Origin of the sequence: Pedobacter cryoconitis, from assembly GCF_014200605.1 — a bacterium.
Lineage (GTDB): Bacteria > Bacteroidota > Bacteroidia > Sphingobacteriales > Sphingobacteriaceae > Pedobacter > Pedobacter cryoconitis_B.
Genome location: NZ_JACHCE010000003.1, coordinates 478,956 through 504,889 on the forward strand (window position 1 = coordinate 478,956; position 25,934 = coordinate 504,889).

29 protein-coding genes are annotated in these 25,934 nt (G+C 39.3%); 8 read left to right on the forward strand and 21 right to left on the reverse strand.

Translation table 11 applies throughout. The features are described from left to right. The first annotated feature begins 2 nt into the window (after nucleotides 1–2). The 7 genes from HDE68_RS12715 (at nucleotide 3) to HDE68_RS12745 (ending at nucleotide 5,461) form a co-directional block, all read left to right on the forward strand. Nucleotides 3–1,109 (forward strand): carboxylate-amine ligase, encoded by a 1,107-nt coding sequence (locus HDE68_RS12715; protein WP_183882458.1) that lies wholly within the window; start codon nucleotides 3–5, stop codon nucleotides 1,107–1,109. Continuing rightward, nucleotides 1,106–1,936: a type 1 glutamine amidotransferase gene (locus tag HDE68_RS12720; RefSeq protein ID WP_183882460.1), complete on the forward strand. Its 831-nt coding sequence runs from the start codon at nucleotides 1,106–1,108 to the stop codon at nucleotides 1,934–1,936. The genes HDE68_RS12715 and HDE68_RS12720 overlap by 4 nt, the downstream gene beginning before the upstream one ends. A gap of 1 nt (nucleotide 1,937) precedes the next feature. Continuing rightward, the gene (locus HDE68_RS12725) at nucleotides 1,938–3,143 is read left to right on the forward strand and encodes a hypothetical protein (RefSeq protein WP_183882462.1); all 1,206 of its coding nucleotides are present in this window, start codon (nucleotides 1,938–1,940) and stop codon (nucleotides 3,141–3,143) included. Between the two features lie 38 nt (nucleotides 3,144–3,181). Beyond that, nucleotides 3,182–3,340: a FeoB-associated Cys-rich membrane protein gene (locus tag HDE68_RS12730; protein WP_183882464.1), complete on the forward strand. Its 159-nt coding sequence runs from the start codon at nucleotides 3,182–3,184 to the stop codon at nucleotides 3,338–3,340. A 17-nt stretch (nucleotides 3,341–3,357) separates the two neighbouring features. Then, a complete protein-coding gene (locus HDE68_RS12735) occupies nucleotides 3,358–3,945 on the forward strand; it encodes a Crp/Fnr family transcriptional regulator (RefSeq protein ID WP_183882466.1) in 588 nt (195 codons plus the stop codon). 86 nt (nucleotides 3,946–4,031) lie between these two features. Beyond that, nucleotides 4,032–4,562: a YceI family protein gene (locus HDE68_RS12740; protein WP_183882468.1), complete on the forward strand. Its 531-nt coding sequence runs from the start codon at nucleotides 4,032–4,034 to the stop codon at nucleotides 4,560–4,562. A gap of 26 nt (nucleotides 4,563–4,588) precedes the next feature. Next, a complete protein-coding gene (locus tag HDE68_RS12745; RefSeq protein WP_183882470.1) occupies nucleotides 4,589–5,461 on the forward strand; it encodes a pirin family protein in 873 nt (290 codons plus the stop codon). Nucleotides 5,462–5,525: 64 nt separating this feature from the next. Here the strand turns inward: HDE68_RS12745 and HDE68_RS12750 are convergent, their stop codons facing one another. From HDE68_RS12750 to porV, 3 genes are read right to left on the reverse strand one after another with little or no spacing between them, the layout of a single operon-like run. Then, nucleotides 5,526–5,744 carry a hypothetical protein gene (locus HDE68_RS12750; RefSeq protein ID WP_183882472.1) on the reverse strand — a complete coding sequence of 73 codons (219 nt, stop codon included), beginning with the start codon at nucleotides 5,742–5,744 and terminating at the stop codon, nucleotides 5,526–5,528. Nucleotides 5,745–5,791: 47 nt separating this feature from the next. Then, nucleotides 5,792–6,268: a 2-C-methyl-D-erythritol 2,4-cyclodiphosphate synthase gene (ispF, locus tag HDE68_RS12755; protein ID WP_183882474.1), complete on the reverse strand. Its 477-nt coding sequence runs from the start codon at nucleotides 6,266–6,268 to the stop codon at nucleotides 5,792–5,794. Between the two features lie 33 nt (nucleotides 6,269–6,301). Next, nucleotides 6,302–7,486 carry a type IX secretion system outer membrane channel protein PorV gene (porV, locus tag HDE68_RS12760; protein ID WP_183882476.1) on the reverse strand — a complete coding sequence of 395 codons (1,185 nt, stop codon included), beginning with the start codon at nucleotides 7,484–7,486 and terminating at the stop codon, nucleotides 6,302–6,304. A gap of 220 nt (nucleotides 7,487–7,706) precedes the next feature. Here porV and HDE68_RS12765 point away from each other — a divergent pair, with 220 nt between their 5' ends. Then, a complete protein-coding gene (locus HDE68_RS12765; RefSeq protein WP_183882484.1) occupies nucleotides 7,707–9,305 on the forward strand; it encodes an SUMF1/EgtB/PvdO family nonheme iron enzyme in 1,599 nt (532 codons plus the stop codon). A 110-nt stretch (nucleotides 9,306–9,415) separates the two neighbouring features. On the opposite strand, the gene HDE68_RS12770 is transcribed toward HDE68_RS12765, so the two are convergent. The 18 genes from HDE68_RS12770 to HDE68_RS12855 form a co-directional block, all read right to left on the reverse strand. Further along, nucleotides 9,416–10,075, reverse strand: a complete 660-nt coding sequence (locus tag HDE68_RS12770) for a DUF4159 domain-containing protein (RefSeq protein WP_183882486.1) — start codon at nucleotides 10,073–10,075, stop codon at nucleotides 9,416–9,418. After that, nucleotides 10,072–10,776, reverse strand: a complete 705-nt coding sequence (locus HDE68_RS12775) for a 16S rRNA (uracil(1498)-N(3))-methyltransferase (protein WP_183882488.1) — start codon at nucleotides 10,774–10,776, stop codon at nucleotides 10,072–10,074. Before HDE68_RS12775 ends, HDE68_RS12770 begins: the two co-directional genes overlap by 4 nt. An 11-nt stretch (nucleotides 10,777–10,787) precedes the next feature. After that, nucleotides 10,788–12,113 (reverse strand): hemolysin family protein, encoded by a 1,326-nt coding sequence (locus HDE68_RS12780; RefSeq protein WP_183882490.1) that lies wholly within the window; start codon nucleotides 12,111–12,113, stop codon nucleotides 10,788–10,790. Then, nucleotides 12,113–12,664: an inorganic diphosphatase gene (locus HDE68_RS12785; protein ID WP_183868339.1), complete on the reverse strand. Its 552-nt coding sequence runs from the start codon at nucleotides 12,662–12,664 to the stop codon at nucleotides 12,113–12,115. The genes HDE68_RS12780 and HDE68_RS12785 overlap by 1 nt, the downstream gene beginning before the upstream one ends. Before the next feature lie 15 nt (nucleotides 12,665–12,679). Beyond that, entirely contained in the window at nucleotides 12,680–13,324 is a 645-nt protein-coding gene (locus HDE68_RS12790) for a DedA family protein (RefSeq protein WP_183882492.1), read from the reverse strand. A 44-nt stretch (nucleotides 13,325–13,368) separates the two neighbouring features. After that, nucleotides 13,369–14,742 (reverse strand): NADH-quinone oxidoreductase subunit N, encoded by a 1,374-nt coding sequence (locus tag HDE68_RS12795; protein ID WP_183882494.1) that lies wholly within the window; start codon nucleotides 14,740–14,742, stop codon nucleotides 13,369–13,371. 4 nt (nucleotides 14,743–14,746) lie between these two features. Then, complete coding sequence (locus tag HDE68_RS12800; RefSeq protein ID WP_183882496.1) at nucleotides 14,747–16,213, reverse strand: NuoM family protein; 1,467 nt, start codon at nucleotides 16,211–16,213, stop codon at nucleotides 14,747–14,749. Between the two features lie 21 nt (nucleotides 16,214–16,234). Continuing rightward, nucleotides 16,235–18,127 carry an NADH-quinone oxidoreductase subunit L gene (gene nuoL, locus HDE68_RS12805; protein WP_183882498.1) on the reverse strand — a complete coding sequence of 631 codons (1,893 nt, stop codon included), beginning with the start codon at nucleotides 18,125–18,127 and terminating at the stop codon, nucleotides 16,235–16,237. Nucleotides 18,128–18,148: 21 nt separating this feature from the next. Continuing rightward, on the reverse strand, nucleotides 18,149–18,478 hold the full coding sequence (gene nuoK / locus HDE68_RS12810) for an NADH-quinone oxidoreductase subunit NuoK (protein WP_183882500.1): 330 nt from the start codon (nucleotides 18,476–18,478) through the stop codon (nucleotides 18,149–18,151). Beyond that, nucleotides 18,478–18,975 carry an NADH-quinone oxidoreductase subunit J gene (locus HDE68_RS12815; RefSeq protein WP_183868344.1) on the reverse strand — a complete coding sequence of 166 codons (498 nt, stop codon included), beginning with the start codon at nucleotides 18,973–18,975 and terminating at the stop codon, nucleotides 18,478–18,480. The genes nuoK and HDE68_RS12815 overlap by 1 nt, the downstream gene beginning before the upstream one ends. A gap of 83 nt (nucleotides 18,976–19,058) precedes the next feature. Next, nucleotides 19,059–19,559 (reverse strand): NuoI/complex I 23 kDa subunit family protein, encoded by a 501-nt coding sequence (locus HDE68_RS12820; RefSeq protein ID WP_183882502.1) that lies wholly within the window; start codon nucleotides 19,557–19,559, stop codon nucleotides 19,059–19,061. Between the two features lie 33 nt (nucleotides 19,560–19,592). Further along, entirely contained in the window at nucleotides 19,593–20,633 is a 1,041-nt protein-coding gene (nuoH, locus tag HDE68_RS12825) for an NADH-quinone oxidoreductase subunit NuoH (RefSeq protein ID WP_183882504.1), read from the reverse strand. Further along, nucleotides 20,633–21,637, reverse strand: a complete 1,005-nt coding sequence (locus tag HDE68_RS12830) for a 2Fe-2S iron-sulfur cluster-binding protein (protein WP_183882506.1) — start codon at nucleotides 21,635–21,637, stop codon at nucleotides 20,633–20,635. Before HDE68_RS12830 ends, nuoH begins: the two co-directional genes overlap by 1 nt. Before the next feature lie 59 nt (nucleotides 21,638–21,696). Then, nucleotides 21,697–23,064, reverse strand: coding sequence for an NADH-quinone oxidoreductase subunit NuoF (gene nuoF, locus HDE68_RS12835; protein ID WP_183882508.1), 1,368 nt, complete (start codon nucleotides 23,062–23,064; stop codon nucleotides 21,697–21,699). After that, nucleotides 23,064–23,576, reverse strand: coding sequence for a complex I 24 kDa subunit family protein (gene nuoE, locus HDE68_RS12840; RefSeq protein ID WP_068405171.1), 513 nt, complete (start codon nucleotides 23,574–23,576; stop codon nucleotides 23,064–23,066). Before nuoE ends, nuoF begins: the two co-directional genes overlap by 1 nt. Next, nucleotides 23,569–24,783, reverse strand: coding sequence for an NADH-quinone oxidoreductase subunit D (locus HDE68_RS12845; protein WP_183882510.1), 1,215 nt, complete (start codon nucleotides 24,781–24,783; stop codon nucleotides 23,569–23,571). Before HDE68_RS12845 ends, nuoE begins: the two co-directional genes overlap by 8 nt. A 4-nt stretch (nucleotides 24,784–24,787) precedes the next feature. Next, a complete protein-coding gene (locus HDE68_RS12850; protein WP_183882512.1) occupies nucleotides 24,788–25,288 on the reverse strand; it encodes an NADH-quinone oxidoreductase subunit C in 501 nt (166 codons plus the stop codon). Further along, nucleotides 25,288–25,830, reverse strand: a complete 543-nt coding sequence (locus tag HDE68_RS12855; RefSeq protein WP_068405166.1) for an NADH-quinone oxidoreductase subunit B — start codon at nucleotides 25,828–25,830, stop codon at nucleotides 25,288–25,290. Before HDE68_RS12855 ends, HDE68_RS12850 begins: the two co-directional genes overlap by 1 nt. Nucleotides 25,831–25,934 lie beyond the last annotated feature (104 nt).

Here is a 25,934-nt window from a genome sequence, read left to right on the forward strand (position 1 = left end):
AGATGATGAATGAATTTACGCTCGGTGTAGAAGAAGAGTACATGGTCATTGACCCGGTTACCCGTGAACTGACTTCACATGATCAAAAGATAGTGGAGGCTGCGCAGAAAATCCATAAAGACCAGGTAAAAGCAGAGATGCACCAGGCCGTTGTGGAAGTAGGTACTGGTATTTGTAAAAATACGGAACAGGCCAGGAAAGAAATCTCGCAACTGCGCCATACGGTTTCAACATTAGCCGGTGAACAGGGCTTACGCATTGGCGCTTCAGGAACCCACCCTTTTTCTCACTGGGAAAAACAGTTGATTACTGAACATCCAAGATATAGTGAGATCGTAAATGAACTGCAGGAAGCTGCACGTTCTAACCTGATTTTTGGACTGCATGTGCATGTAGGTTTCCAATCGCGCGAGCTGGCTATTCATATTGCTAACCAGGTGCGCTATTTTTTACCGCACGTTTTCGCTTTATCGACCAACTCTCCTTTTTGGGAAGGAAGAAATACAGGTTATAAATCCTATAGAACTAAAATCTTTGATAAGTTTCCAAGAACCGGTATTCCGGACGTATTCAATAGTATAGAAGACTATGATAATTACGTTAAATTATTGATTAAGACCAATAGCATTGATAATGCAAAAAAAATCTGGTGGGATATCCGTGTCCATCCTTTCTTTGAAACCATCGAGTTCAGAATTTGTGATTGCCCGATGCTGATTGATGAAACTATGGCTTTTGTAGCCTTGTTCCAGGCTCTTTGCGCTAAATTATATAAACTTCGATTGCAGAATATGAGTTTTATCAATTATTCAAGGGCACTGATCAATGAAAATAAATGGCGGGCAGCACGTTATGGTATCGACGGGAACCTGATTGATTTTGGTAAGGAGATGGAAATTAACTGCCGTAACCTTGTCCTTGAATTACTAGATTTTGTGGATGATGTAGTGGATGAATTAGGATGCAGAGAGGATCTGAATTATATCCACAAGATTCTGGAAAATGGTACCGGAGCAGACCGTCAGCTGGCTGTTTACTCACAAACCGGCAGTTTTGAATCGGTTGTGGATTATATTACTTCACAAACCTTAATTGGGGCACACGCATGACAGGACAAATAAAAGAAATAAAGGTTGCCGTAATAGACATGAATAAAGGGGTGCCTAATCAGGGACTGAGAGGTATTCTTGATATTGTGGCTACTTACAAAAAAGAACATGCGCTGGATTTGTCCTGTAAAGTATTTGATCTGCGGGTAAAGAATGAAATACCAGGAACTGAATATGATATTTATATTTCAAGCGGAGGTCCCGGCAGCCCTTATGAAGGGGAAGGCCAGGCCTGGGAAAACTCATTTTTTGATCTTCTGGATAACCTTGAAGCTTATAATCAAACACACGATCTTAAAAAATACGTCTTCCTGATCTGCCATTCATTCCAGATGGCCTGCCGTAAATATGGCCTGGGCATGGTGACTGAAAGGAAATCCAATGCCTTTGGAATTTTCCCGGTAACGCTAACTGAGCAGGGTGAAAATGATATCATTTATGCCGGCCTGAATAACCCTTTTTATGCAATTGATAGCAGAGACTGGCAGGTGGTAGATGCGGAGGATGAAACTTTCAGCGAAACCGGAGCAGAGATTCTGGCACTTGAAAAAGAACGTCCTCATGTTGACCTGGAACGCTGTATTATGTCAATTCGTTTTTCGAAAGAGTTTGTAGGTACACAATTCCATCCCGAAGCAGACCCTGAGGGCATGAGACTCTATCTTTTGGAAGAGGAAAAGAAAAATAAAATTATTGAGGACCATGGAGAGGAAAAGTATCTTGACATGCTGGAAAGCCTGGATCATCCGGAAAGAATCCTGCTGACCCAGCAATCAATCCTTCCTAATTTTTTAACTGAAGCTATTCAATCGCTAAAAGAAGCCTGATATGATCCATACTTACAGGGAATATTTTAACCGGAATTTTACAAGAGATAAGTATGTGAGTTTTTTACAGATGCTGGGCAAAGACTATCCGCCAGTATCGATAAGATTCGCTGAAACACCAATCTTTATTCCTGAAGATTTAAAGAATCAACTGATCGAAGCGGGTGAAGAGATCATCAAATTAATCAAACAACCTGATTTCAAAACGCTTACAGAACAGTCCATTCCTAAAGAATGGACTGTTCCTAATGAAAATGACCATCCTCATTTTCTAGCTTTTGACTTTGGTATATCCAAAGATGAAAAGGGACGGCTGGTACCAAGACTCATAGAAATGCAGGGATTTCCTTCACTTTTCGGTTTCCAGCTTCATCTGGCCGACACCTATAAAGAAGTATTTGAGCTGAATAACCTGGCAGATTTCAGTCCGTTTTTTAATGGCATAGATCAGCAGGAGTATATCGCTTTATTAAAAAAGGTAATCCTGGGGCCATATGCCCCCGAAGAGGTTGCATTAATGGATATTGATGCCCCAAATCAAAAAACTGCGATTGATTTTTTTGTGACAGCAAAACATCTGGGTATCCGGATTCTAAGCCTGACAGATATTTTCAAAGAAAATGGCCAGCTATTTTACAAGGAACAGGGAAAGAAAATACGGTTAAGAAGGATTTATAACCGCTTGATTTTCGACGAGGTCAGCACACAGCAAGACTTATTCAAGATCAGTTTTGACCCCCGTGAACCTGTCGATGTCGAATGGATAACACATCCTAACTGGTTCTACAGAATCAGTAAGTATACGATGCCATTTCTGAAGAATGAATTTGTACCAGAAACCCGGTTTCTGAATACCATAGCATCAATTCCTGCTGATCTGGAGAATTACGTACTTAAACCTTTGTTTTCATTTGCAGGAATGGGTGTAATTATAGATGTGACTCAAACGGATATCGAAGAGATAGCTGATCCCGAAAACTGGATATTACAGCGAAAAGTAAATTACGAGCCCGTTGTAAAATCGCCGGATGGCTATGTAAAAGCAGAGATCAGGCTTTTATATATCTGGCCTGACGGTGAAGAACCGCAATTATGTATTAACCTGGCACGGTTAAGCAGGGGAAAAATGATCGGAGTACGCTATAATGCTGATTTTGATTGGGTTGGAGGCACCGTAGGCCTGATGGCACAAGAAATTGACAATTAACAGACTCCATGAGAAAATGAATTAATTATAATTGTATTATGGATATTCAAGCTATTTTAGTAGGCCTTTTATTTGTTGCTGCCCTGTTTTATATCGGACGGCTCATTTATCGTGCTGTATCCCCAAAAAGTGGCGGATGCGGATCTAATTGCAAATGTGGTGTAGATTTCTCTAATATTGAAACTAAGAATAAATAGTTTTCATCTATATCAATATGTTCGAACAGCTTAAAGAGTACTTACAGAAAAGAATTACAGTAACTGATGAGCAGTTTGAACTGATTTCAAGAGATATTAAAGTTAAAGTTTTTGAGAAAAACCAGGTGCTTGTTGCTCCTGGAGATATCAATTCCAAGGGTTATTTTGTAACCGAAGGATTAATCCGCTGTTATTCTGTAGACAGTAAAGCAAAGGTTAATATCATTCAGTTCGCTCCCGAGAACTGGTGGATGTCTGAAAGGAACAGTCTTTTCAACGAACCTTCTGATTTCTATATTGATGCTGTAGAACGAACTACGGTATTGCAGATTCCGAAAAACTATTTCGACGATGCCGCAAAAAATATCCCTTGTTTCGCTGACCTGAATTATACGATGCTTAACAACTCGATCCGCTTTATGCAAAGAAGGATCAATATGTTATTAAGTGCTACCGCTGAGGAAAGATACCTTGATTTTATCAAATTATACCCAAACCTTACACTGAGGGTTCCACAATGGATGATTGCCTCTTATCTGGGCATTACTCCAGAGTCCTTAAGCCGCGTACGTAAAGACCTGGCACACAAACATTTTAAAGTTTAACATTTCTTATCATACATCAACACCCACGCCTAACAATAGCTTTAATTTTGTGTTATACTAAAAAACCAATATTAAAAACAAAGATTATGGCAACTACTAAATGGGTATTAGATCCAACACACAGTGAACTTCAATTCAAAGTAAAACATTTAATGATCTCTACTGTAACAGGTAGCTTCAATGAATTTTCTGCAGAATTAGCGACTGATAACGATGACTTCGAAAATTCAACTGTTTCATTTAAAGCAGGCGTAGATTCTATCGATACGGGTAATAAAGACAGAGACGGTCACTTGAAAAGCGGTGATTTCTTTAATGCTGCTGAATTTCCATCAGTTTCATTTGTATCTACTTCATTCACTAAAGATGGTGATGATTACAAATTAGCAGGAAACCTGACTATTAAAGACGTAACTAAACCAGTAACACTTGATGTTGAATTTGGTGGTACCGCACAAGATCCATGGGGTAATACTAAAGCAGGTTTTACAATCAAAGGAAAAATAAACAGAACTGATTTTGGCCTTACTTACAATGCAGCACTGGAAACTGGTGGTGTAATGTTAGGTGAAGAAGTTCGCGTATTAGGTGAATTGCAATTTGCAAAACAAGCTTAATAAGCAACATTAATTATAAAATTTTTATGGGAACCAATGTAAAATCCGTTTCGGCTGTTTTAGATGCACCGTCACCGCATATGGTGGGGGATGGCTTTAAAGTAAGTAATTTTTTCCCAGGAGGTTACCAGATTAAAATGAGCCCCTTCTTTTTGCTCGATTTTAATGACAAAACAGAGCTGTTGCCAACTAATCAATTACGCGGTGTTGGTGTACATCCGCACCGTGGTTTTGAAACAGTAACCATTGCTTATCATGGAGCTATTGCGCATCACGATAGTTCCGGGAACAGCGGGATAATTTATGCCGGTGACGTTCAGTGGATGACTGCTGCAAGTGGTATTCTGCATAAAGAGTATTTTGAAAAGGAATTTAGCCAGCAGGGCGGCCTGTTTCAGATGGTGCAATTATGGGTAAACCTGCCGGCAAAAGATAAAATGAGTAAGCCTAAATATCAGGCTATTCAAAATGATACTATTGAAAAATATGTACTGCCTGAAAATGCAGGGGTAATAGAAATCATTGCAGGCGAATATAATGGGTCTAAAGGTACAGCAAGTACATTTACGCTTTTAAATGTATATAATGCACGCTTAAATGCCGATGGTGAAGCTGTATTTAATTTTCCTGCCGGTTTTAATAGCGGGATATTGATTGTTGAAGGCAGCGTTGTCATCAATGGAGAAAAAGCAATTGGAAATCAGTTTGTCTATTTCAAAAATGATGGAGAAGAAATCCACGTTAAAGCTTCTGAAAACAGTATTATTTTAGTCTTGAGCGGTGAACCTATTAACGAACCCGTTGCACAATATGGTCCGTTCTTAATGAATAACCAGGCAGAGATAAAATTAGCCATCAACGATTATAATGAAGGTAAATTTGGCTACCTCGAGGATTAATATCAAAGCCGATTATAAATAATAAAGCCGCTGAATCAAATGATTCAGCGGCTTTATTATTTGATTACTTTTTAACCGGTTTAGAATGATCAGTCTGCAAACTATCAATCAATGTGGTAGAATCTTTACTGTCTTTTTGCTGCACCGGCTGTGAAGCTTTAATGTTTGTATCTATTTTTATTGAATCGGGAACCTTTTCACTTCCTTTATCTCCCAGAGTACAGGATGAAAAAGAAACAGCTGTTACACCCGCTATCAATAAACATTTGAATGAATTTTTCATAATCAAGGTTTTCTTTTCTTAAAAACCCATCCTAACGCTAATTGTTTTTATTTTTCAATCAAACAAACTGCGTAAGCTACTACTCCCTCTTCCCTTCCAATAAAACCCATTGTCTCATTTGTAGTTGCTTTAATCGAAATATCCTCTACAGACATTCCTGTTGCAGCGGCTATATTTTCCTGCATCTGTGGAATATGAGGATTGATTTTAGGAGCTTCAAGGCATAACATGGCATCAATATTTCCAATTGTCCAACCCTTTTCTGCAATCAGTTTTACCGTTTCCTTTAAAAGGATAATACTGCTGATTCCTTTCCACTGCGGATCTGTATTTTTAAAATGGAAGCCGATATCGCGCAGGTTCGCAGCCCCTAATAAAGCATCACAAATTGCATGTAACAAAACATCTGCATCCGAATGTCCGAATGCACCCTGATGGTGTTCAAGATTTACTCCTCCAACCACAAATGGATGACCACCCTTTAACTGGTGCACGTCAAAACCAAATCCTACTTTAATCTTCATTTCTAATTATATATTATTTACTGGTATTCCCGATTATTTACTGGTTTCTCCAAAATTGAACAACAAGGTAAACCTTAAGGTATTAGCCAACGGGCTTTTACGGGCAGTAGCTGCCAGATAAGATACATCCAGGTTAAAATTCTCATATTTAAAACCTGTACCCAATGTAAAATATCTCCGGTCTCCCTTTTGCGGGTTTTCGTAAAAATACCCCGCTCTTAAAGCGAATTTCCGGTTATACCAATACTCCAGCCCCGAAGCTATATTGATTTCCCTCATCTCTTCGCTGAACCCTCCCGGCGCATCACTGAATGAACCGAATATACCAGAAGGAACTGAACGGTCAGGATCTCTTCCGGATTGTATAGTCCCATCCTGATTATAGATAGGCTGCGTAGGTACTAAAAGTTTATTAAAATCAAGGGCAATGGTTATTTCATTATAATCGTCCAGGATGAAAGTTGACGCACCCCCGATTTTCAGGTTGGTAGGCAGGAAATAACTCTGTCCCCCATCCATATAATTCATCTTTGTGCCGATATTGGAAATATTTGCACCCGCAGATACAATCGCATCATAGCCAAACAAAACTGTAGGCTTTTTAAAATAGGCAGAAACGTCCATTGCAAATGATTTCCCTGCTTTTGACTGCTGGCCTACTGAAAACTGACCGGCAGCGAGATTGGAATAAATATACCTTGCTGAGGTTCCTAAAGAGAAAGAGTCTCCAAACCGGCGCGCAAAGGTTGCATCAATAGCAAATTCATTTGGATTATAAGTACCCAGGTCCTGCTGATTGACATCTGTCATCTGAATTTTCCCCAAAGAGAAATACCGAAGCGAAGCTCCTAAAGTTGTTCTGTCATCGACTTTATAAAATCCACTCAGATATCCCAGATTAATATCGGACACTATACTCCTTAACCAGGGACTATAAGAAGCTGAGAAGCCATATTTTTGTTCCAGAAAGGCAATTTTTGAAGGGTTTATACTGTTTGAGTTTGCATCCGGTGCGATTGCCACACCAGCCTCTCCCATTCCGCCCACTCTGGCATCCGGTGTAATTAATAAGAATGGAACCGCAGTTTTCAGACTATTCAGCCTGCTGCCATTCGTTTGTGTTTCAGGGACCTGCGCATACAGGGAGAAACTTGTCACAGAAAAAAAGAAGCAAATCAATAGAAGTTTTGAAGAGCGCTTAAGATTTATTATCCTCATTTAATCGATTTTCTGTTTTCAGGTTCATAGATAGGTGCGAATCAGTACTGACTCTCTTCCTCAAATATAATTTAATTAAGCAATTTATTTAAATTAAGACTTAAGATTTAGGGTTGTAAATAATCTAAGATGTTAATCTGATATGATATTATTCAATTATTTTGTTGCTTAGATCTTTTTTTGTGTAATTTTAACAGTTAGAATAGCTCAAAACGCAATTATGGAAAAAACATACCTATATTCATTTGCTTTTTTATTGTCTGTTTCCTCATTGATTTCGTGCACATCGAAAAAAAGTGCAACCTCCGAAAAAACAGGATTAGCATACAATAGACCAGAAAACGGAGGGTTTCAGGTAAATAACAAATTCAAACGCGGACCTGGTCCTGGTTTGGTTGAGATTGAGGGTGGTGTATTTGTGATGAGCGGAAGCGCGACCGATGTTCCGGGACAGGAACTTAAAGATTATAACCACAAAAGAGAAACCACAGTGTCTTCATTTTACATGGATGAAACCGAAGTTTCCAATACAAACTGGTTAGAATATCTGAACTGGATCAGAAAAACCGATCCTACAAATTACGAATATTATTACGATGAGTTACCTGATACGCTGGTTTGGCGCAGGCCTCTTTCTTATAACGAACCTTACGTTGACAACTATTTAAGACATCCTGCTTATCAGGATTATCCTGTTGTAGGTGTAAGCTGGGAACAGGCACAAAGATACTGTGTATGGAGAACCAACATCGTGAATGAGTCTCTTTTAAGAGAGCAGAACTATATGACCAGCTACAAAGATCTGAATGGCACTGGTAATAAAAAAGGAAATGCTGCAGCTACTGCCGCTAAGCCAACCGGACCATTTAATACTGATCTTTATTTAAATGGTCAGTATGATGATAAAGGAACTAAAGCCATGAAAGATTTTAGCCCCGCTGCAACAGCTGCAAATGCGAGTGGTAAAGGTGCTAAAGGTGGTGCAACAAGAAATGTAAGGTTAGAGGACGGTATCGTAAAACAACCTTACCGCCTGCCAACTGAAGCTGAATGGGAATATGCAGCTCTGGGTCTGATCGGAAATACAAACTACGAGAATATTTCTAATAATAAAATCTATCCATGGGATGGTTTAGGTATCAGTTCTGCAAAAAATAAAACACGTGGTTTAATCCTGGCCAACTTTAAAAGAACTAAAGGAGATTATATGGGTGTTGGCGGAACATTGAATGATAAAGGAAGTATTACTGTTCCTGTTCGTTCTTATGTTCCTAACGATTTCGGTTTATATAACATGGCTGGAAACGTGAATGAGTGGGTAGCTGATGTTTACCGCTCTAATACATTTGCTGATGCGGATGCTTTAAATCCATATAGAGGAAATTACTATCAGAATAAAAAAGTGGCAGATCCGCTGACTGGCAGACTGGAAAAGGATGCTTATAACAGACCGATTATGACTGCTGCTGTTTCTGGCAAAAAACAAACCTGGGCAGAAAAACAGGCTGCAGCAGCTAAAGCGGATACGTTAAAAAATTCATACGCTGACCAAAGAGGTTTCCGCGATGAGGAAAACAAATTATATGGCGAAATTACCCTGGTTAATAACAAATCCAGAGTTTATAAAGGTGGTTCATGGGATGATCAGGCTTTATGGTTAAACCCGGCTACCAGACGTTTCTTACAACAGGATGAGTCTACTGCCGATATCGGTTTCCGCTGCGCAATGACTATGCTTGGTGCTTCTGAGATCCATTCAGTTGGTAAACCTCAGTTTAAGCCTAAACAACAAAAACCATTCAATGCTAAAAAGAAATAATAATTAGCTTAAGATTATAAAAAAAGAGGAGCCAAATGGCTCCTCTTTTTTTATGGAATATTTTGTCACCCCGTATCAGGTCCTTAGTATTTCCCTATCAAAACAACAGGTTAATGGGTTAAAACATAACTGACTAAATTTGCGCCCATTTTAAGCGCGCTGGTTCTTTTTTCGGCACTATCACCAGGATAAGTACCAAAGTCTTCCCAGCCGTTCCCTAAATCACTTTCATAGGAATAATAACAAACTACTCTTCCCTCCCAGATCAGTCCAAATCCCTGTGCACGTTTTCCATCATGCTCATGTATTTTCGGTAATCCGTTTACCAGTTTAAATTTTTGGCTGTAAACAGGATGGCTGACCGGCAATTCGACAAATGATAACTCAGGAAACACCTTTTTCATTTGTACCCTTACATACTTATCAAGGCCATAATTATCATCTATATGCAGAAAGCCCCCGCCCGTTAAATAGCGGCGAAGATTCTGCGCCTCCTGTGCACTGAAAACAACGTTTCCATGCCCGGTCATATAAATAAAAGGATAATTAAAGAGTTCGGGGCTCCCGGCTTCAGCGATCGCTTCTTCCGGAGCAAAATTTGTATGGAGGTTCTGATTACAAAAGGCTATCAGATTAATTAAAGCTGTCCTGTTGCCATACCAATCCCCGCCTCCGTTATATTTAAGTCTTGCCAATTGATAAGCTGGCGTATGAAAACCGCTTGTCAATAAAACCAGTAAAGGAAAAAGGATTAATAATTTAAATTTCATCTGTTTAAGTAATTCACCTCAAAACATGCAGCCAAAGCAGCAGTTTCTGTCCTGAGACGTGTATTACCTAAAGTTAATGGTTTAAAGTCATTTTGCAAGGCCAGTTCAATTTCATTTGGGCTAAAGTCTCCTTCCGGACCAATCAGGATCAGGTAACTCTGTCCCGGTTTGGAAACCTGGCTGATAAACCCACGGGTTTCACCATCAACGCAATGAGCTATCATTTTATAATCAGCAGTTGTTTTACCGATAAACTCTTTGAAGCTGACAGCAGCATTCAATACCGGATGATAGGCCTGTAAAGATTGTTTGACCGCAGAAGTTATCACTTTATTCAAGCGCTCATCTTTTACAATCTTACGTTCTGAACGGTCACAGATCAGCGGGGTGATGGTATCAATTCCGATCTCTGTGGCTTTTTCCAGAAACCATTCCAGCCTGTCTATATTTTTAGTGGGTGCCACTGCAATATGAAGACTATGGTTTCTTTTTTGATATTCCCTGGTGGTTTTGAGCACATTCAGGGTTACATTTCTTTTAGACTCAGCAACGATCTCTGCTTCATATAAACCGCCATGCCCATCAATCAGATGAACAATATCACCAATCACCAGGCGCAGTACTTTCATACAGTGCCGGCTCTCTTCCTCATTTAAAATATAAGTATCAGCAGTAATATCTGGCGTATAAAAAACGTGCATCCTGTAAAATTTTAATGGTTATCTACCATATCATCGTCATTGATTACCAATTCCAATTTGATGGTTTCTATATTCTGCTCTGTTTTTTTAAGGATGGTAAATAAATACCCATAACATTCTTCACTATCCCCTACATCAGGAATTTTCCCAAAAGCATGAGATACCAGACCACCAACAGTATCAAAGTCAAGATCCTCAGGCAGGTCATGCGGAAGGTGTTCATTCACGTCATAAACCGTTGCATAAGCATTGATCACAAACTCTGTGTCAGATATTTTCTCTACTGTAGGTTTCTCTTCATCATACTCATCCTGGATCTCCCCTACAATCTCCTCTACGATATCTTCGAGGGTCACCATACCGGCAGTACCTCCAAATTCATCAATTACAATAGCAATCTGGATACGTTTCTGCTGCAGCTCGCTTAACAGATCATTAATCTTTTTCGTCTCAGGAACAAAATAAGGCTTTCTGATAATATCTTTTAATGACCACTCTTTATTTCCTGCCAGTAAAGGCAAAACATCTTTGGCGTGAACGATACCAATGATCTTATCAATGATATCATCATATACCGGCATTCTAGAATAACCCTCTGCAATAATCAGCTCAACCACCTCTTCTTTAGGCGTAGACAGTTCTATACCAGAAATCTTGGTTCTTGGTACCATAATATTTTTTACCACACGTTCATTGAAATCAAAAACGTTGCGGATGAGTTCGTGCTCGTTATTATCCAGAGCACCACTCTCTCTTCCCTGGTCTAACAGGTAATAAAGTTCTTCTGTACTGTGTACTGCTTCATGGCCGCCAGCTGTTGAAATGCCAAACCCTTTTAAGATAAAAGTGGCAAATCCATTCAGTAACCAGATAAATGGTCTGAAAACTACATAGAAAACCTGTAACGGAACAGAGATAAAAAGTGTAGTGGCAACGGGGCGTTGAATTGCGATTGATTTTGGGGCAAGCTCTCCGAATACGATATGCATAATCGTAATAAAACTAAATGCGATAATTGGAGAAGCTGTTTTAGAGAAAGAATCAATGAATTCCGGGGACTGGTTTAATGAGGTTAATAAATTGTGTAACAGATGTTCCATTACTGATTCTCCAACCCAGCCTAATCCCAGTGATGCTAATGTAATACCCAGCTGCGTGGCAGCCAGGTATCCATCAAGATGTTGTGTAATATATTTAGCAATATTAGCTACTCTATTACCAGATTTAGCCTTAATTTCTATTTGCGACGCTCTGACTTTAACGATTGCAAACTCAGCTGCAACGAAAAAGCCGTTTAAGACGACTAAGAAAAAGGTTAAGAATATTTGAAAGCCCATTAAGAGTTGTTTCTAAATGTACTATTATAAAGTTCGATACTTTCTTCAATTACTTTATAAGCATAAGTTACGCCCATCAGTTTTTCGATAGTTACGTTCTTTTCTTCTAAAGCTTTATAATCCTGGAAGAATCTTACGATTTCTTTCATCTGGTGCGGTGGCAATTCTGAGATGTCATTGATATAGTTTACTGACATGTCGTTTTTTGCAACAGCAATGATTTTATCATCCTGCTCACCATTGTCAACCATATGCATTACACCAATAACTTTTGCCTCAACAATAGATAATGGATAAACATCAACAGAACATAAAACAAGAATATCTAACGGATCATTATCATCACAGTAAGTCTGAGGGATGAAACCATAGTTTGCAGGATACATTACAGAAGAAAACAGGACACGATCCAATTTAATTAAATGAGAGTCTTTATCTATTTCGTATTTAGCTTTTGATCCTTTAGGAATTTCAATAATAGCATTTACCGATTCTGGTAAATTAGCACCTGGAGAAACACTGTGCCAGGGATGTTTTGTGTCTATTTGCATTTTTTTTTAATGTTGTTATTTATTCTCTTCGTTTGTATGTACCCTCTTTTTCAAAAAAGTATAGAGCAGAGGGATAGTAGTTATAACCATAAAACCCACAATAATATAAAGCAGGTAATCGCTGATCTCTTTTTCAAATTTCCTGCCAAGAAAATAGCCCAGCAAAGTTAAAGATGTTATCCATAAAAAAGCACCACAAATATTATATAGTGCAAACTTCTTAAAATCAAGTCTGACTACTCCGGCAATAATTGGTGCAAATGTTCTTACGATAGGTACAAACCTGCCCATAATTAAAGCAAAAGCACCCTGTTTATGATAGTAAGCTTCAGCGGCTTTAAGATAGCGCTTTTTAAAGAAAAGAGTGTCTTTACGGTCATATAAAACCGGACCCGTCTTTTTTCCGAACCAATACCCTGTAAAATTACCCGAAACTGCTGCAGCGATTAAACCGAAAATAAGCACGTAGATATTCACGTCAAGTTTACCCGTCGCCACAAACATCCCGGCTAAAAACAGTAAGTAATCACCAGGTAAGAAAAATCCAAAAAATAATCCTGTCTCAGCAAAAATTACGAATATCAGGACATAAAAACCACCTTCTTTAAGTAATTTCTCAGGATCAATAAAGTGATGTACGGAGGTCCAGAAATCGTGCATAGTTCAAGTAATCGTAAAATTACAAATAATTTCCTGAGAAATGCCTATATCAGATTTAATATTATAGTTGGATAAACTCCTAAGAATATCGTGATGATTACAGATAAAACTAAAACAACTTTATATTGAACTGGTGTTTCTAAGACGATGTCAGAACCTTCTTTAAAGTACATGGCCACAATTACCCTCAGGTAGTAGTAAAAGCCTACAAGCGCGTTTAAAATTGCAAATGCAACCAGATAAACCTGGTATTGACTCATTACGTTTAAGAACATCAGGTATTTTCCTATAAAACCAGCCGTAAGCGGAATCCCTGCCAGAGAAAGCATCGCAATAGTCAGCGCAAGCGCCACTAAAGGATTACGTTTTCCCAGTCCATTGAAACTTTCGAAAGTATCATGCCCTGTTTTCTGTTTAACCAGGATCAATACTGCAAAAGCAATAATGCTGGCAAAAGTATAGGCTGCTGCGTAAACCATTACATTGTTAGCCGAATTAGCAGTCAGTGTAACTAAAGAGAACAACAGGTAACCTGCATGAGAGATACTTGAATAAGCAAGCATTCTTTTGAAGTTCTTTTGGAAAAGGGCTGTAACGTTACCGATAAACAGGGTAATACATACAATTGCCATCAGTGGTGGCATCCAGAAATCATGAAGCGGAGCGAAAGTACCAGCGAAAAGACGCAGGAAAGCTGCAAAACCAGCAGTTTTAACCACTGTAGACATGAATGCTGTAATTAAAGAAGGTGCGCCTTCATATACATCCGGAGTCCAGAAGTGGAAAGGTGCAGCACCAATTTTAAAACATAAACCAACCATAATCAAAATCACCCCAGGATAAAACAAAGGAGATACTGCCTGGTAATTTCCAACCAGGTACTGATTGATGGCATGTAAACTGAATGAACCCGTCGCGCCATAAACTAAAGTGATCCCGAATAAAAGGAAACCTGTAGAAAAGGCACCCATCAGGAAGTATTTTAAAGAAGCTTCATTAGAAGCAAAATTGCTCTTTCTAATACCTGCAAGAATATACAGGGCAACAGACATAATCTCTATTCCAATAAATAACATGGACATATTGGTATAAGAAACCATGATGACAATACCTGCAAGAGCAAATAAGATCAAAGTATAATACTCAGCCACATTTTCACTGTCTTTAGCGAAGTAATTTTGTGTCAGTAAAAAGATAAAAATAGTACCCAGGATAGTAAGAGACGAAAAGGCTAATGCATAATTATCCATTTCCATCATTCCATAATACACTGTATTAGAATTCCAGGCTGTAACTGCAAAGGTCAGAGAGATCAGTAACCCCACAAGAGTTAGTGGTAACAAAGCTTTTTTCGCTTTGAATAAACCTGCATAAAGCACCGCTAAAGCTGTAACAACAATTGTTATAATGATATTCATTTCCTTATTTTACCGATGTTAATTTTTGATTTACCTGTTCTAATAATTGTTGTACCGAAGCTTCTGACAAATGCAGAATTGGCTTAGGATATACTCCCAATACGATAATCAACGCACAAATTATAAATAACACAATTTGTTCTGTTCCTTTAATGTCTGCAAATCCAAGCGTAAGGTCATTTGTTTTCCCTAACATGATATTCTGGTAAAGACGGAACATATATACCGCACCAAAAATAACTGTCAGACCAGCAAATACAACCGCCCAGATATTGTACTGATAAATACCAATCAGCAATAGAAACTCTCCGATGAAACCGTTAGTTCCTGGTAAAGCTACTGTTCCCAGTATAATAATCAGAAATGCAATTGCCAGTTTTGGCGCCGATTTAGCAATACCACCCAATTCAGCGATAGTATTTGTTTTCACCCTGGAGAAGATAATATCCAGAACAAAGAACAAACCGATTACGTTAACACCGTGACTTAACATCTGAATCATTGCGCCCTGTAAACCCTGCGTGTTTAAGGCAAAGATACCTGCAGAGATCAACCCCACGTGAGCAATAGAAGAGTAAGCAACCAGTCTTTTTGCATCCCTTTGCTTGAAAGCGATTAAAGAAGCATATACAATTCCTATAATAGACAGGATGATCGCTGTATTACCCCAATCCTGTACACCTGCTGGTACGATTGGCAATAACCATCTGATCACTCCGTAAATACCCATTTTTAACATGATACCCGAAAGCAGCATAGTACCTGCCGCAGGTGCTTCTGTATAAGTGTCCGGCTGCCAGGTGTGGAATGGGAAAACCGGCATTTTAATTGCAAAAGCAATAAAGAATGACCAGAAAATCCATCCTTGCTGAACAGGATCTAAATGAAGCTGATAAAATGCCTGTATATCAAAGTTATGTGCAGGATTCTGTAAATACAGGTAAATAATACCCAATAACATGAATAAAGAACCGGCAATAGTGTAAACAAAGAATTTCATGTTTACTTTAATACGGTCTTTACCTCCCCAGATTGCACAGATAAAGTAGATTGGAATTAAAGCCGCTTCCCATCCGATATAGAATAAGAAAGCATCCATTGCTGTAAATACAACAAGCAAACCTGCCTGCATAAATAAGATTAAAGCAAAGAAGCCGGCCGGCGATTTATAATTATGCTGATAACTTGCCAGTATAATGATAGGTACCAGTACATTGGTCAGTAATACAGTAATTAAACTGATCCCGTCAATACCCGCATGGAAATGAATCCCAAGATCCTGAATCCACGGTAAATTAACGACAAACTGTGTACTTGCGTCCGGAACAAACTGTCCGGCAACAACTGCTGTTAATGCCAATGAAGCAACAGCGAAAACCAGGGCTACATGTTTAGCGGCATTGCCGGTAAATGCTGTAACCAGTGCACCAACTACTGGCAGAAATATAAGAAGTATTAAAAGTTGTTCCATTATGTTTTCTTGGACGATCTTTTATAGAGATAAATAAGTATACAATAACAACGAGATGATTCCAACCACCATCATAAAAATATAGAAACCAACATTACCCGATTGTAATAATCTGACACCTTTGCTTGCTTCTGATGTGCTCCATCCTAAACCATTGACAATACCATCAATAATTTTCTTATCAAATACCTTATAAAAGAATACTGATAAAGCGTCCAGAGGTTTTCTGATTACGGTATCATAAATCTCGTCGATATAGAATTTATGATAAGATAATTTAGCTAATGCTGAACGTTGTCCTTCGTCTGCCACAGGAACATGATTCTGTTTCACATATTTGCTGTAAGCAAATGCGATAGAAATCAATACACCCACCACTGAAACAGCCATTAAAATGTATTCAGTAGCATGATCCGGTGCTTCTCCATGATGCTGGATAACCGGCGCAAGCCAATGTGATAACCAATGAGAACCACCCAGCGATTCTGGAATGCCAATCGCACCACCGATAGCTGAAAGCACAGCAAGAACGATTAATGGAATAGTCATACTTTTTGGTGACTCATGAATTTTTTCTTCAGCATGGTGTGTTCCTCTGTATTTACCGAAAAAGGTAAGGAACAACATTCTGAACATATAGAATGCAGTTAAGAAGGCAGTAAATACCCCGATTGCCCACATTACTTTGTTATACTCATATACATGAGAAAGAATTTCGTCTTTAGAGAAGAAACCAGAGAATGGAGGTAAGCCTGAAATAGCTATCGTACCAATCAGCATGGTTAAGAAAGTAACCGGAAGTTTTTTACGCAAACCACCCATATGTCTCATATCCTGCTCATGGTGCATCGCATGAATAACCGATCCCGCACATAAGAACAATAATGCTTTGAAGAAAGCGTGTGTGATTACGTGGAAGAAAGAACCGTTATAAGCGCCAACACCTAATCCTAAGAACATATACCCCAATTGAGATACTGTAGAATAAGCCAGTACTTTTTTGATGTCCGTTTGTGTCAGGGCAATCAATGCACCCATTACAGCTGTTGCCAGACCGATAATTGCAATTAAGTGCTGTACTACCGGAGCCAGGTCAAATAATACATTTGAACGGGCAATCATATAGATACCAGCTGTTACCATCGTTGCTGCGTGGATTAACGCCGAAACAGGCGTTGGACCAGCCATCGCATCAGGTAACCAGGTAAACAATGGAATCTGTGCAGATTTACCGCAGGCCCCTACAAATAATAACAAAGCAATTAATGCGATGGTAGAGTTACCGGAAATCATATTGCCAGCCAGTGGGAATACTTTAGAGAACTCAACACTACCGAAAGTAGTGAAGATTAAAAATACAGCAATCAGAAACCCAAGATCACCAATACGGTTCATCACAAAGGCCTTTTTTGCTGCTGTAGCATAACTGCTGTTGGTAAACCAGAAGCCGATCAGCAGATAAGAGCATAAACCTACACCCTCCCAGCCGATAAACATCACGATATAGTTTGATCCGAGAACCAGCAATAACATGAAAAAGATAAACAAGTTTAAATAGCTGAAGAATTTACCGAACCCTTCATCATCATGCATATACCCGATCGAATATACATGAATCAGGAACCCGATTCCGGTAATGATCAGCAGCATGATTGAGCTCAGCGGATCTACCAGGAAGGATACCGGTATTTTTAATGAACCAGCACTGATCCAGTCAAACAAGAAAATCTCATGCGATTTCACAGCATCATTGCCTAAAGCTAAAAAGATGCCGATACTAATCACAAAAGATATGAATATCACGCTACTCCCAATAAAACCTATCAGGTTTTTGGATAATGTATTTCTCCCAAGACCGTTGATGATAAAGCCTAAAAGAGGAATTAACGGAACCAGCCAAACTAAATTTATCATTTTATAATTTATTCTTAATAATTACCACTTAAGGCGATTCAATACATTAATATCTGTTGACTGCGTATTTCTGTAAACCATTACAATAATACTTAAGCCCACTGCTACTTCGGCCGCTGCCAGAGCCATGATGAAAAATACAAACACCTGCCCCGAAGGATCGTTGCTATGTACAGAGAAAGCGGTAAGTAATAAATTAACAGCATTCAGCATCAATTCTACCGACATAAAGATTACGATAGCATTTCTACGGGTCAGTACGCCTATTACACCAATGGTGAAAATGATAGCACTTAACCATATATAATGATTAAGCGGTACACCCTGTAAGGTTTGAGTAAGATTATCCACTATACTTTTTCTTTTTTAGTTAATAATACGGCACCCACCATAGCTGTAAGCAATAGAATTGAGGACAATTCGAAAGGCAGCATAAACGGACCGAACAATTCTTTACCCAGGTTTTTAACCAGACCTAAGTTTGGATTCTGCAAGACCAATGGATCAGATACAGCTGTAGCCTTTAAAGAGCCAATCAGTGTCACTACCAGACAACATCCGGCAACGATACCAACAACTTTTACCAGACCTGACTTTAAAGGCTCATTCTCTTTATTAAGATTGAGCAGCATCAGAACAAACAGGAATAGAACCATAATTGCCCCCATGTACACAATAAAGTTTACTACTGCCAGAAACTGGGCATTAAGCAAAATGTAATGGACTGTGAACGTAAAAAACGTTACGATCAGATAAAGTACACTATGCACCGGGTTCTTTGCGAAAATCACCATCAGTGAAAAGAAAATACTTAAAAAAGCGACCAAATAGAATACTGATGTACCCATTTATTATTTTTGTTTTAAAGCCGTGTAAACGGCAAATGTATAAACTGTTTATATCAAGAAGCGTAATTAAAGCTTCAATTTCATTATTTCTTTACCAGTGGCTCTTCTACCAGCTTATCTTTACCGTAAATAAAGTCTTTACGTAAATAGTCTGAAGGAACGATTGGCCCGTCAAGATAAATTGCCTCTTTCGGACAAGCCTCTTCACATAAACCGCAGAAAATACAACGCAGCATATTGATTTCATATACGGCAGCATATTTCTCTTCTCTATACAAGTCCTTTTCTTCTGGTTTACGCTCAGCAGCAATCATTGTGATCGCTTCTGCAGGGCATGATAATGCACATAATCCACAAGCAGTACAACGCTCTTTACCATTCTCATCTCTTTTAAGGGAATGCATCCCTCTCCAGTTGATAGACATTTCACGCTGAACTTCAGGGTATCTGATGGTCGCCTCTTTTTTGAAGAAGTGACTGATCGTGATAGCCAGCCCCTTTCCTAATGCAGGCAGGTACATACGCTCTGCAAAATTAAGCGGCTTTTGTATTAATATTTTCTTTTTACTGGTTAATGGTTCCATTAAACCTCCTTTTATATTCCGCTGAGCGGATAGTTAAAACTTTTCTACTATTGCAATCACAATACCTGTGACAATTACATTCGCTATGGCAATCGGGATTAATACTTTCCAGCCCAAATGCATCAGCTGATCGTAACGGAAACGAGGGATTGTCCATCTTACCCACATAAAGAAAAATATAAATGCGAATATTTTAGCAAACAATACTGCTGTTCCGATTAACGGAGCGATTACAGGACCAACCTGCGTCAGTACCCAGTCCATACCCGGATAGTTATATCCCCCGAAGTATAAGGTAGCCATAACTGCCGATGAAACAAACATGTTGATATATTCAGCGAACAGGTAGAAACCTAATTTCATCGAAGAATACTCAGTATGGTATCCACCAATTAATTCAGTCTCACATTCCGGTAAATCGAATGGTGCCCTGTTGGTTTCAGCAAATGCACAAATGATAAACAGCAGGAAGCCTAATGGCTGATAAAGCACGTTCCAGTGCCATCCATGCTGCATTTCAACGATTTCTTTAAGGCTCATCGTATTAGTCACCAATAACAGGGCGATAATAGAAAGTCCCATAGCAACCTCATAACTGATATTCTGCGAAGCCGCACGAATAGCACTTAAAAGAGAGTATTTATTGTTAGAAGCCCATCCACCAATCATTACACCGTACACACTCAGGGAAACTACACCAAAGATGTATAAAACACCAACGTTAATATCAGTAACCTGTAAAGGGATAATTCTTCCAGCAGCCGTCGTAATCGGGCTTCCCCATGGAATAACTGCAGTTCCGATACAAGCAGTCAGCATGGCTAAACCAGGGCCAACCATAAACAGCCATTTGTTGGCATGGGTAGGAATGATTTCTTCCTTCATAAACATTTTCAGTCCGTCTGCCAATGGCTGCAAAATCCCAAAAGGGCCTGCACGGTCTGGTCCAAGTCTATCCTGCAAGAAGGCAGCAACTTTTCTTTCCGCATATGTAGAATACATAGCGATAACTAAACTTATACCAAAGATGATAGCTACAAGTACAAATTTTTCTATGACGAATGAGATATCCATTAGAATTTAGCGGTTTTTTCCAGTTCAACTTTATTAGCTTCCTGCAAACGAAGATCTTCCTGAATTACAGGTAATGGGATCAGCGTTTCGTAATGATTAGCAGAGATTACAGAAGTATCGCTGATATGCGTAGGATGCTCAATAGTCCAGTCCGCTGTTTTCTTTTTATCGAAACGGCAGGTGTTACAAATGAACTCTTCTACTTCCCCATAAATATCTTTACGGGCAGTTACTCTTAAAACATCCTCTCCTTTGTACCATAAAGTCACTTTACCGCTACAAGTAGGACAGTCTCTATGTGCATCAACAGGTTTTGTAAACCAAACCCTGTTTTTGAAACGGAAAGTTTTATCAGTTAAAGCACCAACCGGACAAACATCAATTACGTTTCCTGAGAAATCATTATCAACAGCAGTCTGGATATAAGTAGAAATTTCTGAGTGATCACCTCTGTTTAAGATACCATGAACACGTTTATTAGTGATCTGATCTGCTGTAAACACACAACGGTAGCATAAAATGCATCTGTTCATGTGTAACTGGATCTTATCTCCTATATCGATACGCTCAAAAGTACGGCGTTCAAATTCATAACGTGTTTTCTGTAAACCGTGTTCATAACCCAGATTCTGCAAATCACACTCTCCAGCCTGGTCACAAACAGGACAATCAAGCGGGTGGTTAATTAACAGCATCTCTACAACACCACTTCTGGCTTCAATTACTTCAGGAGAAGTAATATTCTGTACTTCCATTCCGTCCATTACTGTAGTACGGCATGAAGCTACCAGTTTAGGCATTGGTCTGGGATCTTTTTCAGAACCCTTGCTTACTTTTACGATACAAGTACGGCATTTACCTCCGCTACCTTCTAATTTAGAATAATAGCACATTGCAGGAGGCACAATATCCCCTCCTATTTGCCTTGCAGCATTCAGGATTGTTGTACCGGGCTCTACTTCGACGGTTATCCCGTCTATGGTTACCTTAACTTTTTCACTCATTGTTAAAGATATTCTTTTATCCTTCCTGTGTTTTATCAATAAAAACGCAGGTCAGACAGTTAATTTTCCTGTTTTACTTCTGCTTTAGCAATAGGTACTGCATAATTAGCGATACCATAATTTCCCTGAAGACTTTTTATAGGCTCTTTTACATGCCATTCAAACTCATCTCTGAAATGTCTGATTGCACTTGCCACAGGCCATGCAGCAGCATCCCCTAAAGGACAAATTGTATTTCCTTCAATCTTTTTAGACACATCAACCAATAAGTCAATATCGCTCATTTTACCATGTCCATGCTCCAGTCTGTGTAATACTTTTTCCATCCATCCGGTACCTTCACGGCAAGGAGAACACTGACCACAGCTTTCATGGTGATAAAAGCGGGAAAAGTTCCAGGTGTTTCTTACAATACACTGATCTTCATCAAAAGCGATAAAACCACCTGAACCTAACATAGTTCCTGTAGCAAACCCTCCTTCAGATAAAGATTCATAACTCATTAAACGTGGTTCACCGTTCGCTAATTTAAGCGTCAGGTTAGCTGGTAATACAGGAACAGAAGATCCTCCGGCAACGGTAGCCTTCAGTCTTTTTCCATTCGCAATACCACCGCAATATTCATCAGAATAAATGAACTCTTCGACCGGAAGGCCTAATTCTATTTCGTATACACCTGGTCTTACCAGATTTCCCGAAGCAGAGATTAATTTTGTTCCGGTACTGCGTCCGATACCGATTTTCATATATTCATCACCGCCATCATTAATGATAGGCACAACAGCAGCAATAGATTCTACATTGTTAACTACTGTAGGACAACCATATAATCCAGCAATAGCCGGAAATGGTGGTTTAATCCTTGGATTACCCCTTTTACCTTCCAGTGATTCCAATAGGGCCGTTTCTTCTCCGCAGATATATGCCCCGCCACCCGGCTGAACATATAATTCCAGATCATAACCTGACCCTAAGATATTTTTTCCTAAAAAGCCTGCAGCTTTTGCTTCTGCGATAGCTCTTTCCAGAATTCTGATCTGAGGCATCATTTCTCCACGTACGTAGATATATGATGTTTTAGCGCCCAATGCATAACTTGACACGATCATTCCTTCAATTAAAGCATGAGGAATATGCGTCATCAGATAGCGGTCTTTAAAAGTACCCGGCTCTGATTCGTCAGCATTACATACCAGGTAGCGGGCAACACCTTCTGGTTTTGCCAGAAAGCTCCACTTCATTCCTGTAGGGAAACCTGCACCTCCACGGCCGCGTAATCCAGACTTTTTAACCTCTTCTACCACTTCATCAGGGGTCAGAGTTTTCAAAGCTTTCTCCACAGCACGGTAGCCGCCTTTCTGGCGGTAAACATCAAGAGTATTGATGCCTGGTACGTTTATATGTTCTAATAAGAGTTTACGGGCCATTATTTTTTGCGTAATTCTTCTATCAATGTGTCTACCTTTTGATTGTCGAGGTTTTCATAAAAAGTGTATTCAGGGCCTATTTGCAGAACCGGGCCGTAACCACAGGCTGCAAGACATTCAACACCTCTCCAGCTAAATAAACCATCAGCTGTAACCTCTCCTTCTTTTACTCCAAGAGTCTGTTCCATATGCTCCATCAGTTTTTCCGCTCCTACCAGGCAGCAAGGCCCTGTGCGGCAAACTTCTAAAACATATTTACCCTTTGGCTGCAAGAAGTACATACTGTAAAAAGAGGCTACCTCATAAACTTCGATAGGCTCAATTTTTAAATATGCTGCTACTTTATCCATTGCATTGGAACTTAACCAACCCAGCTCTGCCTGAACTTCGTGAAGTATAGGCAATAAGGCAGATTTTTGTTTCCCTTGCGGATATCTACTTGAAATTTCATCACACTTTGCGATCAAAGCTGACGAAAACTCTACAGGTTGTTGTTCTTCTACTTTAAGCATCTAATTCTCCGGCAATAATATTCATACTACTCATGTTGATAATGGCATCAGACAGTAACATTCCTTCACTCATCTTTGCATACATGGAATAATTAATAAAACTAGGTCTTCTGAAATGCAGACGGTAAGGTGTTCTTCCACCGTCATTGATCAGATAAAACCCAAGTTCTCCGTTTCCGCCTTCAACAGCATGATATACTTCTGCTTTAGGTGCATCAATCTCTCCCATAACAATTTTGAAATGGTAAATCAAGGCCTCCATATTGTTATATACTTCTTCTTTAGCAGGCAGATAAAAATCGGGAACATCTGCGTGGAAAACTCCGGCAGGTTCGTGTTTGATTTTCTCTAATGCCTGTTCAATCAGACTTACACTCTGCCACATTTCTTCGTTACGGACTAAATAACGGTCGTAAATATCGCCGCTTGTACCTACAGGAACTTCGAAATCGAATTCATCATAAGAACAATAAGGCTCACTTACACGCACGTCGTAATCCACACCGGTTGCACGCAACAAAGGACCGCTCCAACTGTAATCCAAAGCTTGTTCTGGCGTAACGCAGGCAACGCCGGCAGTACGGTCAATAAAGATACGGTTACGGTTAAGCAGGCTTTCAAATTCCCTCAAAGCAACAGGGAACTCTTTTAAGAATTTATTGATTTTAGCAAAGGCGATATCATTGAAATCTCTTTCAAAACCACCTATACGGCCAATATTTGTTGTTAAACGCGCACCGCAGATCTCTTCGTAAATTTCATAGATATGCTCTCTGAACTGGAAAAGATATAGGAAGGTGGTCGTTGCCCCTGTATCCTGAGCAATAATCGTATTACAGATAATGTGGTCTGAAATACGCGCCAGCTCCATGACGATTATCCGCAGATAATCTACACGTTTAGGTACGGTTATATTTAACAGTTTCTCTACTGTCATATGCCATCCCATATTGTTAATAGGTGATGAGCAGTAGTTTAACCTGTCTGTCAGCGGGGTTATCTGATAGAAAGGCCTGTGTTCAGCAATCTTTTCAAAAGCGCGGTGAATATACCCGATGGTAGAAACTCCGCTCACAATACGCTCTCCGTCTAACTGGAGTACGTTTTGGAAAACACCGTGTGTTGCAGGGTGAGTAGGACCTAAGTTTAAGGTTACTAACTCGCTCTGAGGATCGTTGTCTGTATATACTGGTTGATTGTGATTCATGTTCTTATCTACCAAAGTATTCGTCTTTTTTATCAACTCTGTTCGGATCTTCTAAAGGATATTGTTTTAACATCGGATGAACATTCAGTTCGTCCATATTTAAAATCCTTCTTAAATCAGGGTGACCTTCGAATTTAACGCCGAAAAAGTCATATGTTTCTCTTTCCATCCAGTTAGCTCCGTTCCAAAGCACAGTAGCTGTAGGAATTACCGGAGTTTGTTCATGTATAAATACCTTAACCCTGATCCTGATTTTGTTCACCATGTTATGTAAATGGTAAACTACAGCGATATGTTTAGTGTCAGGGTAATGAACTGCGGTAATATCAGTCAGGAAAGCAAAATTAGCACCTTCTGTCTCTTTAAGAAATCTAAGTACTTCGACAATTACGTCTTTTGTCGTTTCTACAGTAAGCAAACCATAAGGTTCGTTCACTCCGCTTACTTTAGCTCCGAAACGTTCAGCCAGAAGCTGTATTACACTACTATTGTTAATGTCTGCCATTATTCAATTCCGTATGAAGCCAACATTTGTTTATACTGATCAGAATCTCTTCTTCTGCCAGATTCGTTTCTTACTAATTCCTGAATCTTACCGAAGCCGTCTAAAATTGCTTCAGGTCTCGGCGGACAGCCAGGAACGTAAACATCTACCGGAATAATCTCATCGATTCCCTGTAGAACTGAATAAGTATCAAAAATACCACCGCTTGATGCACATGCACCTACTGCCATCACCCAACGAGGTTCTGCCATCTGTAAATACACTTGCTTTAAAACAGGACTCATCTTTTTAGCTATGGTACCCATAACCATTAATAAATCTGCCTGACGGGGAGAAAAACTTAAACGTTCTGAACCAAAACGACCGAAATCATAGTGCGAACCCATTGTAGCCATGAATTCAATTCCACAGCATGAAGTTGCAAATGGCAATGGCCATAATGAATGGGAACGGGCTAAACCGATAACCTTGTCTAAAGAAGTAGCGAAAAAGCCAGATCCTTCAATGCCTGGAGGCGCGTCTACTATATTGATGTCACTCATATCATAAAACAAAAAAGGCTCATTCTAATACAGAATGAACCACAAATCTACAATATTTAGAGCCAAAAAGGTTTAATCTATCTCGATTTAGAACCGATCTAAAT

Excerpts from the sequence above, each read along its gene's own strand:
- ispF (WP_183882474.1), bottom strand. The coding sequence starts at position 6,268 with ATGAAGATTAAAGTAGGATTTGGTTTTGACGTGCACCAGTTAAAGGGT.
- HDE68_RS12855 (WP_068405166.1), bottom strand. The coding sequence starts at position 25,830 with ATGAGTGACATCAATATAGTAGACGCGCCTCCAGGCATTGAAGGATCT.
- nuoE (WP_068405171.1), bottom strand. The coding sequence starts at position 23,576 with ATGCTTAAAGTAGAAGAACAACAACCTGTAGAGTTTTCGTCAGCTTTG.
- HDE68_RS12750 (WP_183882472.1), bottom strand. The coding sequence starts at position 5,744 with ATGAAAAATTCATTCAAATGTTTATTGATAGCGGGTGTAACAGCTGTT.
- porV (WP_183882476.1), bottom strand. The coding sequence starts at position 7,486 with ATGAGGATAATAAATCTTAAGCGCTCTTCAAAACTTCTATTGATTTGC.
- HDE68_RS12820 (WP_183882502.1), bottom strand. The coding sequence starts at position 19,559 with ATGGAACCATTAACCAGTAAAAAGAAAATATTAATACAAAAGCCGCTT.
- HDE68_RS12715 (WP_183882458.1), top strand. The coding sequence starts at position 3 with ATGATGAATGAATTTACGCTCGGTGTAGAAGAAGAGTACATGGTCATT.
- HDE68_RS12725 (WP_183882462.1), top strand. The coding sequence starts at position 1,938 with ATGATCCATACTTACAGGGAATATTTTAACCGGAATTTTACAAGAGAT.
- HDE68_RS12790 (WP_183882492.1), bottom strand. The coding sequence starts at position 13,324 with ATGCACGATTTCTGGACCTCCGTACATCACTTTATTGATCCTGAGAAA.
- HDE68_RS12850 (WP_183882512.1), bottom strand. The coding sequence starts at position 25,288 with ATGGCAGACATTAACAATAGTAGTGTAATACAGCTTCTGGCTGAACGT.
- HDE68_RS12800 (WP_183882496.1), bottom strand. The coding sequence starts at position 16,213 with ATGGAACAACTTTTAATACTTCTTATATTTCTGCCAGTAGTTGGTGCA.
- HDE68_RS12795 (WP_183882494.1), bottom strand. The coding sequence starts at position 14,742 with ATGAATATCATTATAACAATTGTTGTTACAGCTTTAGCGGTGCTTTAT.
- HDE68_RS12735 (WP_183882466.1), top strand. The coding sequence starts at position 3,358 with ATGTTCGAACAGCTTAAAGAGTACTTACAGAAAAGAATTACAGTAACT.
- HDE68_RS12720 (WP_183882460.1), top strand. The coding sequence starts at position 1,106 with ATGACAGGACAAATAAAAGAAATAAAGGTTGCCGTAATAGACATGAAT.
- HDE68_RS12785 (WP_183868339.1), bottom strand. The coding sequence starts at position 12,664 with ATGCAAATAGACACAAAACATCCCTGGCACAGTGTTTCTCCAGGTGCT.
- HDE68_RS12765 (WP_183882484.1), top strand. The coding sequence starts at position 7,707 with ATGGAAAAAACATACCTATATTCATTTGCTTTTTTATTGTCTGTTTCC.
- HDE68_RS12740 (WP_183882468.1), top strand. The coding sequence starts at position 4,032 with ATGGCAACTACTAAATGGGTATTAGATCCAACACACAGTGAACTTCAA.
- HDE68_RS12730 (WP_183882464.1), top strand. The coding sequence starts at position 3,182 with ATGGATATTCAAGCTATTTTAGTAGGCCTTTTATTTGTTGCTGCCCTG.
- HDE68_RS12830 (WP_183882506.1), bottom strand. The coding sequence starts at position 21,637 with ATGAGTGAAAAAGTTAAGGTAACCATAGACGGGATAACCGTCGAAGTA.
- HDE68_RS12775 (WP_183882488.1), bottom strand. The coding sequence starts at position 10,776 with ATGCACGTTTTTTATACGCCAGATATTACTGCTGATACTTATATTTTA.
- nuoF (WP_183882508.1), bottom strand. The coding sequence starts at position 23,064 with ATGGCCCGTAAACTCTTATTAGAACATATAAACGTACCAGGCATCAAT.
- nuoH (WP_183882504.1), bottom strand. The coding sequence starts at position 20,633 with ATGGATATCTCATTCGTCATAGAAAAATTTGTACTTGTAGCTATCATC.
- HDE68_RS12770 (WP_183882486.1), bottom strand. The coding sequence starts at position 10,075 with ATGAAATTTAAATTATTAATCCTTTTTCCTTTACTGGTTTTATTGACA.
- nuoL (WP_183882498.1), bottom strand. The coding sequence starts at position 18,127 with ATGATAAATTTAGTTTGGCTGGTTCCGTTAATTCCTCTTTTAGGCTTT.
- HDE68_RS12845 (WP_183882510.1), bottom strand. The coding sequence starts at position 24,783 with ATGAATCACAATCAACCAGTATATACAGACAACGATCCTCAGAGCGAG.
- HDE68_RS12780 (WP_183882490.1), bottom strand. The coding sequence starts at position 12,113 with ATGGGCTTTCAAATATTCTTAACCTTTTTCTTAGTCGTCTTAAACGGC.
- HDE68_RS12815 (WP_183868344.1), bottom strand. The coding sequence starts at position 18,975 with ATGGGTACATCAGTATTCTATTTGGTCGCTTTTTTAAGTATTTTCTTT.
- HDE68_RS12745 (WP_183882470.1), top strand. The coding sequence starts at position 4,589 with ATGGGAACCAATGTAAAATCCGTTTCGGCTGTTTTAGATGCACCGTCA.